At 43.8% G+C, this 15,353-nt stretch carries 26 protein-coding genes and 1 pseudogene; 6 read left to right on the top strand and 21 right to left on the bottom strand.

The genetic code is table 11. The annotated features are described in order from the left end of the window. The 4 genes from IQQ51_RS27645 to IQQ51_RS24510 all read left to right on the top strand — a co-directional run. On the top strand, positions 1-700 hold a 700-nt coding region (locus tag IQQ51_RS27645; protein ID WP_228013220.1), incomplete at its 5' end, for a baseplate J/gp47 family protein. A gap of 9 nt (positions 701-709) precedes the next feature. Beyond that, entirely contained in the window at positions 710-1,123 is a 414-nt protein-coding gene (locus tag IQQ51_RS24520) for a DUF5675 family protein (protein WP_193842368.1), read from the top strand. Beyond that, entirely contained in the window at positions 1,120-1,638 is a 519-nt protein-coding gene (locus IQQ51_RS24515; protein WP_193842367.1) for a hypothetical protein, read from the top strand. The genes IQQ51_RS24520 and IQQ51_RS24515 overlap by 4 nt, the downstream gene beginning before the upstream one ends. Continuing rightward, on the top strand, positions 1,635-1,994 hold the full coding sequence (locus IQQ51_RS24510) for a hypothetical protein (RefSeq protein ID WP_193842366.1): 360 nt from the start codon (positions 1,635-1,637) through the stop codon (positions 1,992-1,994). The genes IQQ51_RS24515 and IQQ51_RS24510 overlap by 4 nt, the downstream gene beginning before the upstream one ends. Before the next feature lie 193 nt (positions 1,995-2,187). Here the strand turns inward: IQQ51_RS24510 and IQQ51_RS24505 are convergent, their stop codons facing one another. The 21 genes from IQQ51_RS24505 to IQQ51_RS24405 all read right to left on the bottom strand — a co-directional run bounded on the left by IQQ51_RS24505 (position 2,188) and on the right by IQQ51_RS24405 (position 14,121). Beyond that, positions 2,188-2,466: a hypothetical protein gene (locus IQQ51_RS24505; protein WP_193842365.1), complete on the bottom strand. Its 279-nt coding sequence runs from the start codon at positions 2,464-2,466 to the stop codon at positions 2,188-2,190. Further along, on the bottom strand, positions 2,459-2,896 hold the full coding sequence (locus IQQ51_RS24500; RefSeq protein WP_193842364.1) for a regulatory protein GemA: 438 nt from the start codon (positions 2,894-2,896) through the stop codon (positions 2,459-2,461). The genes IQQ51_RS24505 and IQQ51_RS24500 overlap by 8 nt, the downstream gene beginning before the upstream one ends. Beyond that, the gene (locus IQQ51_RS24495) at positions 2,883-3,176 is read right to left on the bottom strand and encodes a hypothetical protein (RefSeq protein WP_193842363.1); all 294 of its coding nucleotides are present in this window, start codon (positions 3,174-3,176) and stop codon (positions 2,883-2,885) included. Before IQQ51_RS24495 ends, IQQ51_RS24500 begins: the two co-directional genes overlap by 14 nt. A 686-nt stretch (positions 3,177-3,862) precedes the next feature. After that, positions 3,863-4,330 (bottom strand): ImmA/IrrE family metallo-endopeptidase, encoded by a 468-nt coding sequence (locus tag IQQ51_RS24490; protein WP_193842362.1) that lies wholly within the window; start codon positions 4,328-4,330, stop codon positions 3,863-3,865. Beyond that, a complete protein-coding gene (locus IQQ51_RS24485; RefSeq protein WP_193842361.1) occupies positions 4,331-4,696 on the bottom strand; it encodes a helix-turn-helix domain-containing protein in 366 nt (121 codons plus the stop codon). 298 nt (positions 4,697-4,994) lie between these two features. Next, positions 4,995-5,213: a hypothetical protein gene (locus IQQ51_RS24480; protein WP_193842360.1), complete on the bottom strand. Its 219-nt coding sequence runs from the start codon at positions 5,211-5,213 to the stop codon at positions 4,995-4,997. Beyond that, on the bottom strand, positions 5,213-5,368 hold the full coding sequence (locus IQQ51_RS27980; protein WP_193842359.1) for an SEC-C metal-binding domain-containing protein: 156 nt from the start codon (positions 5,366-5,368) through the stop codon (positions 5,213-5,215). Before IQQ51_RS27980 ends, IQQ51_RS24480 begins: the two co-directional genes overlap by 1 nt. A gap of 84 nt (positions 5,369-5,452) precedes the next feature. Next, entirely contained in the window at positions 5,453-5,779 is a 327-nt protein-coding gene (locus IQQ51_RS24470) for a hypothetical protein (RefSeq protein ID WP_193842358.1), read from the bottom strand. 243 nt (positions 5,780-6,022) lie between these two features. Next, positions 6,023-6,385, bottom strand: coding sequence for a hypothetical protein (locus IQQ51_RS24465; RefSeq protein WP_193842357.1), 363 nt, complete (start codon positions 6,383-6,385; stop codon positions 6,023-6,025). 2 nt (positions 6,386-6,387) lie between these two features. Continuing rightward, entirely contained in the window at positions 6,388-6,753 is a 366-nt protein-coding gene (locus IQQ51_RS24460) for a hypothetical protein (protein ID WP_193842356.1), read from the bottom strand. After that, a complete protein-coding gene (locus IQQ51_RS24455) occupies positions 6,746-6,943 on the bottom strand; it encodes a hypothetical protein (RefSeq protein WP_193842397.1) in 198 nt (65 codons plus the stop codon). Before IQQ51_RS24455 ends, IQQ51_RS24460 begins: the two co-directional genes overlap by 8 nt. Positions 6,944-6,948: 5 nt before the next feature. Then, positions 6,949-7,620: a hypothetical protein gene (locus IQQ51_RS24450; protein ID WP_193842355.1), complete on the bottom strand. Its 672-nt coding sequence runs from the start codon at positions 7,618-7,620 to the stop codon at positions 6,949-6,951. Between the two features lie 123 nt (positions 7,621-7,743). Then, complete coding sequence (locus tag IQQ51_RS24445; protein ID WP_193842354.1) at positions 7,744-7,983, bottom strand: hypothetical protein; 240 nt, start codon at positions 7,981-7,983, stop codon at positions 7,744-7,746. Then, positions 7,976-9,016 carry a nucleoid-associated protein gene (locus IQQ51_RS24440; protein ID WP_193842353.1) on the bottom strand — a complete coding sequence of 347 codons (1,041 nt, stop codon included), beginning with the start codon at positions 9,014-9,016 and terminating at the stop codon, positions 7,976-7,978. Before IQQ51_RS24440 ends, IQQ51_RS24445 begins: the two co-directional genes overlap by 8 nt. A gap of 26 nt (positions 9,017-9,042) precedes the next feature. After that, on the bottom strand, positions 9,043-9,657 hold the full coding sequence (locus IQQ51_RS24435) for a DUF3164 family protein (protein WP_193842352.1): 615 nt from the start codon (positions 9,655-9,657) through the stop codon (positions 9,043-9,045). 2 nt (positions 9,658-9,659) lie between these two features. Continuing rightward, positions 9,660-10,217 (bottom strand): hypothetical protein, encoded by a 558-nt coding sequence (locus tag IQQ51_RS24430; protein ID WP_193842351.1) that lies wholly within the window; start codon positions 10,215-10,217, stop codon positions 9,660-9,662. A gap of 8 nt (positions 10,218-10,225) precedes the next feature. Then, on the bottom strand, positions 10,226-10,483 hold the full coding sequence (locus IQQ51_RS24425) for a hypothetical protein (protein WP_193842350.1): 258 nt from the start codon (positions 10,481-10,483) through the stop codon (positions 10,226-10,228). After that, complete coding sequence (locus tag IQQ51_RS24420; protein WP_193842349.1) at positions 10,470-10,883, bottom strand: hypothetical protein; 414 nt, start codon at positions 10,881-10,883, stop codon at positions 10,470-10,472. Before IQQ51_RS24420 ends, IQQ51_RS24425 begins: the two co-directional genes overlap by 14 nt. A gap of 10 nt (positions 10,884-10,893) precedes the next feature. Further along, positions 10,894-11,823, bottom strand: coding sequence for an AAA family ATPase (locus tag IQQ51_RS24415; protein WP_193842348.1), 930 nt, complete (start codon positions 11,821-11,823; stop codon positions 10,894-10,896). 17 nt (positions 11,824-11,840) lie between these two features. Beyond that, positions 11,841-13,895 carry a transposase domain-containing protein gene (locus tag IQQ51_RS24410; protein WP_193842347.1) on the bottom strand — a complete coding sequence of 685 codons (2,055 nt, stop codon included), beginning with the start codon at positions 13,893-13,895 and terminating at the stop codon, positions 11,841-11,843. A gap of 1 nt (position 13,896) precedes the next feature. After that, positions 13,897-14,121 carry a helix-turn-helix domain-containing protein gene (locus IQQ51_RS24405; RefSeq protein WP_078754217.1) on the bottom strand — a complete coding sequence of 75 codons (225 nt, stop codon included), beginning with the start codon at positions 14,119-14,121 and terminating at the stop codon, positions 13,897-13,899. Between the two features lie 182 nt (positions 14,122-14,303). Here IQQ51_RS24405 and IQQ51_RS24400 point away from each other — a divergent pair, with 182 nt between their 5' ends. After that, entirely contained in the window at positions 14,304-15,044 is a 741-nt protein-coding gene (locus IQQ51_RS24400; protein WP_193842346.1) for an XRE family transcriptional regulator, read from the top strand. 184 nt (positions 15,045-15,228) lie between these two features. Then, positions 15,229-15,353 (top strand): annotated as a pseudogene (locus IQQ51_RS27640) (putative quinol monooxygenase); the annotation flags it as partial.

The following is a 15,353-nucleotide window of genomic DNA, read 5'->3' as shown; positions in this document are numbered from 1 at the left end:
TATTCGCGGACAGATAGCAACACTGGTCGATAACCGTATTCCAGCCATTGAGAGCGCGACTAACGTGACCACCAGTCAAGGCGGCGCACCTGCAGAAGATGATGACCGCTATGCCTATCGTATTTGGCTTGCGCCTTCTCAATTTAGCGTCGCAGGGCCATATGATGCTTACGAGTTCTTTGCTCTGTCAGCCAGCTCCGCCATTGGCTCAGTCTCGGTGTGGTCACCAGAGCCGAATCACATCAACATCAGCGCGATCTTGCTTGATGGCTCTTTGCCAGAGAAGCCTATTGTGGATGCTATTTATGCTGAATGCTCTGGTAAGAAGCGCGTCCCTATGGGCGACTTACCGAAAGTCGTCGCACCAAGCGGCGTTGATGGAACGGCGACCATTAACCTACTTGTCTTCAAGGACTATGCAGCCCTTGGTAACACCATTGTAAAAACCGCTACCAAGCTTGTGAGCGCGGAGTTTTTGAAATGGAAAACCACTCACGGCAAGGACATCGTGGTTCAAGATATTTCCTCGATTTGTAAAGCCATTGAAGGGGTCTATTACGCCGATGTCACCATCACCGATGAACAAGGGGTCACCATCGACAAAATCAAAACTATCAGTAATCAAGAACGCGCCAACATCACGGTCACGGCAGTGACGCATACCGTGGTTGACGAAAACAGTACCAATAACTTCCAGTAGGAACGCGATATGAAAAAACTAAAACTTATCACTAAGGGCTTATCTAACGGCACTTACGGCGAACTCTTTATGAACGGCCAGCGTCTTTGCGTGACGGTCGAGCGAGAGTGGAACAATAACAACCCAAGCGTGAGCTGTATTCCGGCTGGCACCTACATTGTAAAGCGCCATAAATCACCTAAGTTTGGTGAATGCTTTGCACTTGAAGCGCCATCGCTCGGCGTGACTATCTACGGCCCAAGCCAGCGCACACACTGCTTAATTCATGTGGCAAACTTCCCAAGCCAACTGGAAGGCTGCATTGCTCCGGGAACTGCACTTCATAGTGCGAAATGGGGCGTAGCCAACAGCCGAAAAGCGATGGACGTATTACTGGAAACGCTGACCGATGATGCGTACGAACTGGAGGTTGTACGTCTATGAGTTTAATCACAGCAGCCCTGGGGATTGCCAACGCGCTAGGCGTTGGTGAAACCATCGGGAATTGGTTTGGTGGCAATAACGGCAATGAGATAGCCGATAAGATTGTCAAGGTGACACAAGCAGTGACTGGCACCGCTTCAATCACGGACACCCTTCAAGCATTACAAGATCCAACTATCGCCACTCAAGTGAAAAGCGACTTGATGGCGCATGAACTGGAGTTCAGTAAGCTAGCCTTTGGGGATAAAAAAGACGCAAGGGAAATGCAGGAAACCGCAATCGAAAGTAAAGACCGCTTTGTCAGTCGGTTCTTGTACTACTTCTCGTTTTACTGGGCCATCGTTGCGACGGCGTATCTGTTTGCAATCACCTTTGCAAAAATACCCGATGACGCTATCCGCTTTGCTGATACGATTCTTGGCTTTTTGCTAGGCACTATCATCGCTGGAATTATCAGCTTTTTCTATGGTGCATCTTTTAAGGGCAGCAAACCATCACTGAACGGTAAGTCATGAGTGAATTAAAAGAATTAGAAAAGAAAATCTATGAGCACGGTAAAGACATTGCTGTACACGAACAGGTGATAAAGCGCTTGGTGGATAATGAAAGTACGATGACCAAGCTGCTCACTGCAGTGCATGATTCTAACTCGTCATTTAAGTTGATTTCAAAGGATGTGAATGCTTGTCAAAAATCAATTAATAACATAATCCGTCAGGTATCAAAGCTGCAAACTTGGCATGACAACGTGGAAGGGGCGACTAAATCAACCTCGTGGTTTATGCGCAATGGCGGCACTATCGTGAAGGTCATCTTCGCGGTAGTGGCTGTTATCATGGTGGCCGAGGGGTATTTGCTCGGTGTTAAATAAAACACAGGCCAGCAATTGCTGGCCTAGTCATATCGAAACGCTTTGTCATTAGAACAAAGGTAACTGCTCTGTTTTCTTTTCCGCATCTTCCCCCAAGTCCTCCACGAACACTAACCATGAATGAAGGCGAAAGGCAAAGAAGTTCAAATCTCGAATGCGGCGATTGCGAGTTGTGCCCCCACACTCCATCGCTCTATTCGTCGTCACTATATCGATCTTTTTCGTCTTGGGCATGGTAATTACTTCTCATCCAAAAATACGCTGATAACTCAGCAGGGGTGTACCACTTACGTGGGTATCCTAAATCGCTTTTGATAATGGCTTCATCGACTGGAGAGCCAAAGCGTTCAAACAGTTCGTCAGCCGGGATAGCCTTCGTTGGCCATATCTGCTCAAGCAATCCTTCAAGCTGCTCTTGAGAGCGTACTTCGATAACTCGATAGCGTGATGAAAAGTCATTCACCCTAGCCATGACTACGGCCTCCAGCAAGCCATCGCTCAAGACCGAGAATAACTTCACTGATTTTAGTCCCCGTTAACCAGCGCGTTTTTTTCAGTCCGGTCGTTCGCTCAACAAACGCATCGAGGCGATCGTCTTCTAATGCTTTCCAGCCACGTTCTTTTGATAGTGCCGCCAGCTTTGCCCATTGCGCCGATGTTGGTCTATCGCTATTTGAGCCACCGGGACGTTTAGGGTGATCGAGATACCCTTCATTACGCAAATTAATCACAACTTGAACCAGCTCTTCGTCGCTCATCTCTTTGCACGATGTTTTACCAATGGTCATCGCCAAATAATTACGGTATTCATCATCGTCGGTGTAGCCCATGCGCTCTTTAAGAAGCGCGTTAACGCCTTTATGGATCATGGCGTAGTGACCTTTACGATTAATCTTGTACATCAGCTTTCTCCAATGGCAGCTTGAAAGGCGGCCCATACCAAGGTTTACATGCGACTTTGAGTATTAATGCCTCAAAGAACTCCGAGCTTTCTTTCGCACCAAACCCTGCTTCTGTGCGTAACTTATCAAAGAGAGCATAGGAATCGGCGTTAAGAACAAACTCTTTCGTCTTGCGTCCATCGCGCTGGCGTTTTGCTTTTGCATCACGTGCGCGTTCGGCAGTGCTTTTAACGTTTTCACCTTGACGTGGGCGACCTCTTTTAACTTGTCGCGTTATCATTTTGTTACCCAATTACGAAAACGATTAATTATAGGGGTTGCTAAGGAGAAATTGGCAAGTGATATGTACAAAAAAGCCCCACGTTAAGTGGGGCTCTTTCATTTAGTGGTTAAAAAGTTGAGCTATGCAGACGTAAGCTCACAACCATCGCAATTACAGACAGGGATTGGAAAAACACGACCTGTTTTAGGGTAGACAACACGACCATCCTTAGTTGTTATAGAACGTCTAAAGATTAGCTCGCAAGGTTGATCGCATTTAGGGCAAGTTGTAGTAGCCATAACATTGGCCTCCAGATTATAGAGTTATTTATAAGCCTCCAGCCTAAGATGGAGGCTGGGGACTTATTTACTGCAACTAGGGCAGTGTGGGATAACTAAGCAGCGTTTCCCTTTGCGTGGATAGATGACTTTGCCATTTTTAGTCACATGACTGACAAAGCTTACCTCGCATGGATTTTTGCACTTAGGGCAGTATCCGCTTTTCATAGCGTCACTCTCTAAAGTTATGAGAGCCTTGTCGCACTAACGTGTCTTGCGTTTTAAGGCAAAAAGTCTATAATCTGGCTTGTAGAATAGTGATTCAGACTCGGTTAACTCTCGGGTTAGAATTATCCTTAGTTTTAGTTTGGTCGCTTAAACTAAGGGATTTAATTAGCCCCTTCCGTGGTCAATGGACGGGGCTTTTTACGTATAGAAATCAAAAGAAAGTTGTTCTGTTTGATATCCCATATTCTTAAGTATTACATCAGCAAAGCAATCCGCTTGCCATTCTGAGTCTTCTTCCTGTGTTAGCAATTCTTGTGAGTAGTGCAGAACGGGTTTGTGCGCTAGAAAAAGATGACCCATTTCATGGAGCATTACTGCCAGAGCATCACGTTCGCCAAGACACGCATTGTTATAAATTGATTGAGGAATGGATATTGTCGCTACGCTAGGATCACAATGCCCTTTTGTTACGAACAACCATTCATTATCGTCAACCACGTTTAAAATTACACCCAGTTCATATAACGATTCAAACACATGATCGAAGTTACGTTTGTTTCGTTGATTTAAATTGAACAGCCTCCCTACGTTGTTCGCGACGTTCGAGATCTTACCGAGAGGCAAAGGCTGAACGCGGCTGCCTCTCAGTCGATAGTTTTCTTGCATTTACTGCCCTCCATGTTGTTTATTAATTTCTTCTAAGAATGCTGCAAACTTCTTTAGTTCATCCGGTGTAAACGGTGAGCTCGCAAAGCCTGCTACAAGCATTTGTTGCTGCTGAGAAAGACCGCTAAGCGATACGTTTTCGTTTGCAACGTCAGCTAATTGCTGTAGGTTCTCAATCGGATAGCCTTTTGATTCGAAAAAAGCATCAATCTTGTTAACCCAATCTTTTGATATCTTTTTGCTACCAGTCTCTAAGCCACTCAGAAAAGCTGCTGACGTTTCAAGCTCTTCAGACATGGTTTTTAATGTATAACCTACATCTATGCGTGCTTTGCGAACGACTTTGCCGAATTCTGTTAGTGCCATTGTGTGTCCTCCCAAGCCCTCTTTGAATGTTAATGTGGGGCTGAACTAAATATAACCACAACACAAAATAAATTCAACCAAAAAGGTTAAATTTATTCTAGTTTGGGTGAAAGGGAAAAGTCAAGCATTGGCTGACTATCCATCCAGTCTGTTTATATGTTCAGGTATAATGGTCATTGGTGATTTTCGCAAGCTAGCTCCCAATCATCTAAAGGACGAATAGAATGACGACTTACCGTCTTTCGACCATCCAGTAAAGCTTTGACCATATCTGAGTTAAAAATCATTGATATTTGCTTCATTGAGAGTTCGCCATAATCGCTTCAAATTCATCACGTACGCTTGAAGAATATCGATTTAATACGAAATTAATGGCTGCTATGTATCCTTCTTCAAACGTTGAGTCAGGGAACGCCGTATTGTTGTGCTCCATGATTGCCTCAGCCATCTCAATCTCACGCTCTAACCTAGAGCGTGAGTGGACTGAAACGAAAGAGCGTTCTAGTCCTGTTGGCATTAATCGTTCTCTCTCTGGTAAGCCTTAAACATTCGTGCGTGCTTTTTACGACAGCAGTGTCTGTATTTCTTGCCGCTACCGCATAGGCAAGGGTTGTTTTTATTGCATGGTTCAAGAGCAATCTTGATTTGCTCAATAACAGCTTGGTTATCCATAATATATTTCTCACGATATTCAGGCTGAGCGAAGCCAAAGCGGGAACGCTGAGAGCGTCGCTTGCCTGTATTTAAATATTGGTTTTAACGAGTAAGAACGGTGAGCTTCTTACCTGATTTAATTGCGTTTAAAACTTGCTTGTGGCCTTCGCCACTGTTTTGAAATTCAGTCCACTCTTTATGATGAGTAGTGCAGTAATGCATGTTAGGGCCAACCGCGTTAGCGCAGTTAGGACATAGCTGCCTATCACAAGTCTTGTCATTACCGACAGGGTAATCACAAAGGAACGCCGCTCTTGGGCTATTGCTTTCGCAATCAAAACAAAAACTCTGTGCTACTTCTTCCTGTGAAAAGCTCCCACACATAAAGCCTATGTTCTTTCCATTTTCAACGATTGGCATGCAAGGCATAGTTATCGATCCTCTTTAATTATTACACGTAATGCTAACGGCCAAAGCAAAATAACAAGGAGTACGATTGGTAACCCACGCCTTGATGCTGTGTATTGGTACTCTTTATTTCGGTCTTGAGCTCGGTAAATTGACCAAGGCAAAAACACCAATGAGCCGACGCAAAACCAGAGAACAAACGCATCATACAGACCATTTAGCAATGCAGTTGGAACTGAAAATGATATTGTTACAAGCTCCATATCAATCCTTAAAGCGTGACATCATTCTTTTTTTCCTTACATAGCGATTATAAAGAGCTGAAAACTCTGCCTTGGCACTCTCGACTCTTAAAAACGCTTTCAGTACTGGTAGAACTGTTATTGTTAATGGGAATATCAGCCATAACATAATCCACTCAAGGTTTGCTTCTGGCCATCTAGTGCGCTTTGCTTCGTATTTCAATGTATAAAATAGATGACGATATTCCCAACAAAGCGTTTTCAATTTACCACTGCGCAAGCGGCGCATTACAGCTAGAGAAGAATCACCATCTGGATCATAGTGCTCATCATCTGGCAGGCTTAATTCATCAGCTAACCACTTTTCAAAACTATCGAACTTCACATTTAACCCTCTTGCTTTGCGTCACGAATCGCTTCACGGCGACCAGAGCGTAAGTAGCGCATTGCCATACGACGACGATAAGACGGCCACGTGCGAAGTACATTCTTAATTTGCTTAGTTGTCAGAGGTTTACTAACCGAGTTATATCCTTCTTCAATCAAATGGTCAGAGATGTATGACTTAACGTATTTTTTTGCATTACAGTTAGGGCAAGGAATATCACCACCAAAATCTAAATAACTACTTCCATCTGCATCAGTACCACCACTATCCATATCCCATAGATAACCATCGATACAAGTTGAATCCGGGTAGTAAGCGCCAAAGTCACTACTTTCGTAATCACAGCCTAATGTCTTCTTAGTCATGTCGCTCTCCTGATTGAGATAAATGTTCTTCGATGGCAAACATTGCCGAGGCTAAATTGTCTAATGCATTATCACGCTGGCTTTGCGAGGCTTGGCCTGCACGTATAGTGCAGACCGCGTGACCAATAATGCCCTTAACTTCAATAAGCAGTTGATTGGTCTCCATGATGGTCACCATGATGGTCACCATGATGGTCACCAATCTTGCAGTGAAATACTGTCACCATAAGCCGAATGCAAGCCAGTGATTTCAGTTCCTGCGCAATAGAGTTGGTACAGGTAAGCGTCAATGCCGAAACAGTGTGTTGAATCCATTAAAGGGCCACTAAATACGTGACTATTATTAGCTAGGTAGCCAATATGGTGCTTTCCAACATGCTTGTGGTCATACAATGTAATACGAGTTTGATCTGAAATAATTATTTCAATACGTGAATAAACGTCATCACTATCCCATTGCAGTTCGATTTCCTCTTGGTCTTCAAGAGTCCAGTTTTTTGCTGCTTCTTTAATTCCTTCAAAGAAGTCATCAGCAGTGATAACCGCATCAACAGGCTTAAATGTGACATCAATAAGCTCTTTGATTTTACCTGTGGCCTGTTCGTTGATCGCATTCTGATAGGCATTGATTAGCGTCTCAGCAATAAAGCGATTGTATTCAGGCAAAGTAACGTTGTTTAACGCCCCCTGAAGAGACTCATCAATCTTGGCTTGAATAGCTTTACCAAATGTTCCATAAGTCTCCATAGAGCGACTAACAAGGTTTTTAACCAGAACATCAGCCTGTTCTTGGACCATTTTTTCAAGTGTGCCATCGGTACACATTTGGTTAAGGTGAGTGCTAACAACTTCGTTTAATTCTTTCATTTTTTAATATCCTTTAAATCCGGTTTAAATAACGTTTTAACCATCTTCAAAGCGAGCAAAACCAAAGCAGTGAAGCGCTAGAGCTCTGCTCGCTGTATTTAATGTGTTATTTACTGAGGGTGGTTATTTACTCGTTGCGAGTAATTTATTTGCTTGTTTAACGATAGTGCGCAGCATGGCTATTCGAGTCATCTGACCGGGCATCATGTCAGTACGCTTTGGCATTGGTAATTGCCCCAACACCTGCTCAGCAGCATCCTTCGCCTTTTGTGGGTCTCGGTTTAGTACGCACTCTAATGTCAACTTGGCGTCTTCAACGCTTGACTCGATCAAGTCTTGTTTAATACGAAGCATCTTATGCATTGCCACTCTCTCCATTAGCCTTAGATTTACGCAACATCAAATCTCGCATAGCTGGTGGCGTCCCTTTAAGCGTTAGTGTGTCAGTTTCTACATCATAGAACACGCGCTCGTTCAGTAGCCGCGCATCAAAGGACATGGAGATACCACCACCAGAGCCTGCGATTTTCACTAAGCGGCGTAATGATGCACGGTCGCCTTGAAAGCACTCATCAAGTTCATAACCGTTTTCTTCAACGTAACTCTGGAAGCTTTGGTCAAACTCATCACTGATAGCGTCAGATAACTCTTTTAGTGAAATGTCATCTTTGATTTTGATTTGACCATCACAGTAGGCGTAAGCGGTGCGCTCGAACATGTTGCGAGATTCTTCACCCACATTAGAGTCACAGATAAAGTCTTCAAGTGCTTGGTATAACACCTCGTTTCGAACTTTAGCTTCAGTCGCCAAATTGATACCAAGAAATTCGATGAAGAAATCATTCATTCGACGTTTACCACCTGAGCGCATAAAGGAAACATAGCTTGCCTCTTCACCCAGTTTGGTATTTGCCATGTCACTGACATCGATGCGAGCAGCTATCGTCATGTGATTGATATCCAGATAATCCACCCCTGCGATTTTTAAGTCATCACTTGCCACCAGAGAGTGCGCTTTAGGAACAAGACCAATCAACAAGTAACGAGTGCCCAGACTTAGATACTCAGCAAAGACCAATACACCAGAGTCAGCAAATGGATATTTCACAAACTCTTGATGAAGCTTCTCAGCCAACTTTGTTGTGATAGGCAAGAACGGCATATCACCTTTAACCAAATGGTCAAGCGCATAACTTGCCACATCGTCATCACGCCACTCATCAGGGAAGTAACCAAAGCCTTTACCTGCCTTTGCTATGAAGACTGAGTGTATGCGTTTGACAAGGTGCTCAACGTTAACATCACAGTGCGCTTTACCGTCGTTCAAATGAAGTGAAACCTCACCGCATTCATTGACTTGCAGTTCGTGTAAAACAATATTTTCAATTGAAATCATAATTAATAACCTGTTTGGTTGATGAATTAAAGAGCCGCAAAATCGAGCGGTATATTTTTCCACTTTCCGTGCTCATCTTTCTCACGAAAGCGGATGTACTGTTTGGTTGAAGCGATGTTGATGGAATCCGCAATGGCCTCCATCGCCTCAAGCCAAAGTGGGTGGTTAATGCTGTATTGACGCAAATCTAAGATTCGACGCTTATTGAGCTTGCCTTGCTTATCGACTTCAAAGACGTCATTCACAAACACCTTGAGTTCGTCGTTTGCGCCTTCAGTTAAGCCGTGCAGATACTTATCAATAAGTTGCTTGGCAATTTGAAGCTCAGGCCCGAAAGTAATGTTGTCTTGCATCGCGATGATAACCTGACGCTGACCATCAAAACTGGTGTACGTCACATTGCCTTTGCGACCACCTTTCTCGACATTGTACTTCTCACCGAGAAGCTCAAGAAATGCAGCGCACTCCCCAAACGCAAACTCTTTGAACTCTTTCAGTTGCACTTGCTGAGTCTTTGCGATTCGAATCAGCTCATTTACAAAGTCGTCTTGCTCAAGCTTGTGAGGGTCAATGATGCGCTCAGGAACGGGATTGCCACTCTTATCTAAACGCATGCCTTTTGGGACTTTTTGTTCTGTCATCATCATTTCCTTTCATGTATTTGAAATTGAATATCGATTAAATCTGCCGCTTCATCGGCTGTCAGTTTGAATTCCTCAATAAGCGTCCTCATTTCCCAAACCAGCTCGCCAACCAACCGCTTAATCAAATCTCCTTGGCTATGTTTCGATAGTTCTTTTCGATGATGTCGAAGCAAAAGAATGCATGCGCAAATATTTTCCCAAATCATCTCTCGAACTAACAAAGCCACCTCAGGTCGAATACCGTGACCAAAAAAGATAATCTGGTCTGACACTGTTACCGAATAGCTACACCCAAACCCGTCTGTTACTACGTTGTACGGGCATAGAGGTTTATCTTTAACACGCCCACATCCAACTTCGGTGATATGATCGTTATGGGGATGGTTTACTTCGTACTGGCGTAGCTGTTCTTGCGCAAATAAGACAGCATGTTTGAAGGTGTCTTTTTGAAGATTGAAACTGCATATTCCATACATCCCTTGAAAGTAACGAACAATTTCCACTTCGTTAAAGTGCGCTTTAATGCGGTTTAACAACTCATTTTTTTGCTCTGTCATAACTGTACCTATTTAGCAGTTTGTCTTGCTTTCCAAACAATCAAAGAGTTGCCGATTGGCAATGCCATCATCTCGATGACTGCAGTTTGTTTGACTAGCGTGATGGTAAAGGCTGATATTCCAGATGCGTCCCCTAAGAGTTCTTGTACTTTTGAGCGCTTTAAATCAGGTGGACATTCACATTCAAAGACCTTGCGGCGACCAAGCATAAAGCTGGACGATACCCAAGTTCCTGCGAGATAAATCACTTGCTCAGCGAGTGTCATAATGTTCATCCTTAAAAATATTGACGTAGTGCGCAGCCTTTAAACCAAAGGGCATACACATGAATTTTTTCATTGCCTTATCTCGCCTATCGCTAACGCTCATTGGCGAACCTTTGGTTTTACGTCGACAAGCAGGGCATCGGTTATCGAGTATCAATCTGCGCTCGGTTCGCGTGTTGCACCCTTTACAATCTAAAGCTAAGTTAACTTCCGCTTTAAACCGATACAGACTGGCATAACCTTTTTTTACGCTTTTGCTTACCGCCCCAATGCCAACCAAATATGTCAGCGTATTTCTTATGTCAGCACGCATATCTATATGGGCTGCGATATCTTTTGCTGAAAAATTTAACATCGGCTTTTCCTTTAGGAAGGCCATGATTTTTTCTACATCAAACATGTCCACCGCCTTACTTGATGCTTTCCGTGAGATACCCAAAGGCAGTATTAAAGTGCTTAACACCAAACACTTCCTGCGATTTATCCGCCAGTGAACTACCTAACTTGATCGCATCACCAAGCGTTCGTATCTGGCCGTTAGTGCGTGGCACAATTTGCTTCGCTAAGTTAACCATCTCTTTATCGGTGATACCCCATGCAGCCATGTAAACCTCGATATCTCGTCCTGTCGTTTTCTCGATACGCATTGGGCGAATGGTGCGAGACCAGATAGGGCGCAAATTGATAATCGACCGAGTAGCCTGCATACGCGAATGAACCATGTCATTACCAAGTAGCGTGATACCAGCTCGGCCTTCCGCAAGGATTCTTAGCCCGTTTAACGTGTTATCGGATAGGTACTGAGCCTCATCGATAACAATCAAACCATGCGCCCCGTCAAGGGCTTTAATAAGGTGCTCGTTCTTGCGGGCCAGTGTCATACCTTGAACATCAATGCCCACTAAACGAGCCAGCTCATCAACTACCGCCATCGAAGTGCGAGCGAACTCTGATACGGTAACAATCCATACGTTAGGATGCTGGCGTTGGTACTCACGTGCAGCTTCTGTTTTACCAACACCTGAGCCTTCGTAAGCCATAGCTACGCGCTTTAAGCTTTGGGCGACCTGCATAATGCCCATGATGTTTTTCGTTGTTGGCAGCATGACAAACTCCGGCTCTTTTAACCCTGAAGGCAACTCTTGCTGCGCTTCTTTTTCAGTTCGAGCATTCACCCACTTACGAAGCATTTCGATATAAGATGCCGAGTCACCCGTGTATTTATCACGAAATAACGCACTCAAAATTTGCTCACTAAAGCCAGCTTGTTTCGCGATGTCACGGTTCGTTAATCGTCGTTTTTCTTTAATTTCTTTGACTTGTTCAATAATCTGTTTCATATTCGGCTCGTTTTGTTTTACTTACTAAAGTTTTTAATTAATGAAAGGTTGAACCCTTCATCGTTAAATACAGAGTAATCTTCACACTCTGGAAGCGTGTCATGGCCTACGACACGCTTCACTTTTTCTTCATATCCAAAGTCTTCAAGCGCTCTCGGTAGGTGCGGTGTCATTTCTGCAATGCCCGGTACCAATCCACCCAACTCATCACTGGACTTGTCGCTGACTGCTTGTTTTTGCAATTCATCAAGTGATAGGTCGACAATCTGCTTCTTCATAAAGTTGGCACTTTCAATCACGCCATCAACACGCACACTTTGGTGGCGGCTATCTGAAATACTATCGAAAGCTTTATCACCTTCTAACGGTACTGGGCCGATGTACTTCCCATCTTCGCTATACGCATAAACACCGTTCGCAAGGTTGTATGGGTTAAACCGAAGGTTCACTTTCGCGCCGATATATTCATACAGTAATCGGCTCGCATATCGGTTCGTTATGCCATGACTGTAACGTCCTGCATTTAACTCAACGAGACCGCCGTTGTGTACAGTCACTGCCTTTCTAGTTCGATGTAGGCAAAGCCTTAATTGCACATCCGTTGGTTTGCGTATCTGGCTAACGGCATAACTCTTCTCAAACACTTGCTTGTAGCTGTAGATGCCTCGACACATTTCAGCTCGGCGACCTTCTTCTTCATTCCACTCAGCAACCCATTGCGAAAACATCTCAACGACCAAATCAATGTGTACTGATGTTTCGCCGTAGTTCGCTGGCTTGTCCGCAACAGAAGACCCCGTGTATGCACCTGCAAAGGCAGGGTGACGTTCAAATTGGCCGATACCAGCTTGACTATGGAACAAGCGCTCAATGGGTTTGGCTCTTGCGTTACCTTTGCGGCCCACGTTGTCATCTTCAACTTTTGACCAGCTCACCCTTGAACCCATGGCGGTGACAGCCCCTTCAATCTCTGCATTATCAAACTTCTTATGCACTAAGCCGCCTTTACCGCGCTTAGGTCGGCTCATTCGACCTGTCATTGCATCACTTAGCGCTGCTGAGCCTCTATCGAGTACAAACAGGCTTGGTATGCCGAAATTTGAAACCATGTTGTAAAGTGCGATCCCAAGCATTTCTGTGTTTTCAGAAATATCAATTGAGTAGCCAACAATCATCGAGCTATAGACATCTTGGAACACCCACACCGTAGGGCGGATAACGCTGCCACCTTCTTCTAAGTGCGTTCGGATACGCAGTTCATGGCCATCGCCGTTAACGATTTGCATTGCATGCAGACCTTCACGAGTTCGACGCTGTGCTGGTACTAGCGTTTGTTTTGCAGCAAACAGACCACCACGACTTAAAACAATCACCTCATGCGGTATGTGTTTCTTGACCCATGCCTTTACAGTGGCACTACAAGGAATAGCCCAACCGTTACGACTTGATGCTTGCTCTAATCGACGGTAACACTCCGCATGGTTTGGGCGCTCAGGGCGAAGATAGTCCGATTTAAAGAAAGACCATGCTTCAGGTGAGAACTCAGCAAAGCGAGTAACCGCTAAACCTTGCTTATCCACCAACGCCGCCAGCCAATCCTCAACAGGGATGCGGTGTTTTTGCAGACCTGGAGCGATATAAAACCAACGATGCACCGCGCCATAAGAGTGACCAAAGAATTCAGCAGCTTCACGCATGGCAGCTTTCATCTTGGTATTGTTGTTCTCAACTAAACCTTTAACGAATAAGCACACCTTAAGGCGCTTTGTAGCGCGATCTTTCTTCGCATCTGATGAGCAATCAAAGTCGAACCACAATTCATCAGAAGAGATGCTTTCGTTACCTTCCGGTGATTTCACCCTAATAACTTCTGCTGCTTCTTTTGCTTCACGCTGGATTAGGTATAAGCGTGCTTCTTCTGGTAAGCAGTCAATGTGGTATTCAAAAGCTTTAGAACCCTCACACTTACGTTTTTGATGATCTAGTGCCAATTTATTTAATTTATTTCGAACGTTATGTATACGCGTTGGCATTCCAGCTAACCCTAGGCAATCTTTCGCTGTTACAAACATCTTAGATAACCTCATTTGCATAACGACTAGGCCAAATATCATGAGGCTGAACATCCAATGCTTCTGCGATTATTCTTTCACCTTTAGGCCATGGTCTATTCAATGCATTAGATAATGTCGTTGGAGCTAACCCTGCTTGGATAGAAAGTGTTTTTACGGTAACGCCTTTTTTATGAAGCGCAGCAACAATGTCAATTCGATGCATATCGTTTTTTTCAATCAACATAATGATCTCCTACCTATTTCTTTGCTAAGATAGTTAGTTACATAACTAACCATTAGCATTTAAATTCGATACTAAGTTTCTGAGCTAAATATTTGATCGAATTAATCTGCGAGTCAAGCATTCTCACTCGGTTTTTTATCCGATTTTAAGTTTGCGATAAACTTTGAGCTAAAAGGCTTTATATGTCAGACACTTACAAAGAAAAGACTCTCGAAGAAAAAAACGAGCAAGATCGGTTTTTTCAAGTTGATATAAAAAACCGCTTTATTGCACGTTTAGAAGACGCAATGAATGGTGGAGCTAACGTGGCGTTCGCACAAAAGTGCGGAATATCAGAGGCTACCATTAGAAAATACCGAAAAGGCGAAACGACGCCCAATCTAGAAAACCTAGAAGTGATAGCGAAAGTTGCCAATAAGCCTATTTGGTGGTTTTTAAGCGAAGATACAGAATCGAAAGAAATTGAAGTAAAGCCCCCTTCAATTCCTGTGACGTTTATAGATAAGTTCGAAGTCGTAGCCTCTGCTGGCTATGGCTCTTACATAGATTCTGAAAGCGTAATAGACGAATTTCCTTTCACTGACGCTTACTTAAGGCGACATAGGCTGTCCTCTGCTGATTTATGTATCATTGAATCCAGAGGCGATAGCATGGAGCCTACAATTGAAAGCGGAGCCGATTTGCTAATCAACCGAAAAGAATTTAGTCCACACAAAGTGGTTCATGGTGTTCATGTTCTTAATTTAGATGGTGAACTAAAGGTAAAGCGGCTTGAGTTTGACTTGATGAGAGATGGATATAGGATCATCAGTGACAACTCCTTGTACGAAGAAGACTTTCTACCTAGAAGTGAACTCGAACGACTGCGGATTATAGGGGAAGTTGCAATGGTACTTGGGAAGCCCTCAGACTATACAGTTTAAATTCGGCACAAAAGATCATCGAATTCCACATGAAGAGCAACTACAGAGGTGCTTGCTCTTTTCATGATTAAGAGTGTTATCTTATATTTGATAATTAACCTAGCACAAAGAACTGTGTAATCAGCAATCACTAGCAATCTCAAGGCATGAGGCCATCTGAGTAAAATAACATTCTTTTTAGTTTATAAGTTTATCTCTCAGTCAAAGCACCCTTCAACCTAATCGCTTTGAAGTGTATGAAGAATTCACTAGCCGAGAAGCATTCAAAGCCCACCAACAGCGAGTAAAAGCGTCTGAATGGGGTGAAAT

Origin of the sequence: Vibrio sp. OPT18, from assembly GCF_015163615.1 — a bacterium.
In the GTDB taxonomy this organism is placed as follows: domain Bacteria; phylum Pseudomonadota; class Gammaproteobacteria; order Enterobacterales; family Vibrionaceae; genus Vibrio; species Vibrio coralliirubri.
Note: the sequence above shows the minus strand (reverse complement) of the source record. Positions and strands in the feature narration are given on the sequence as shown.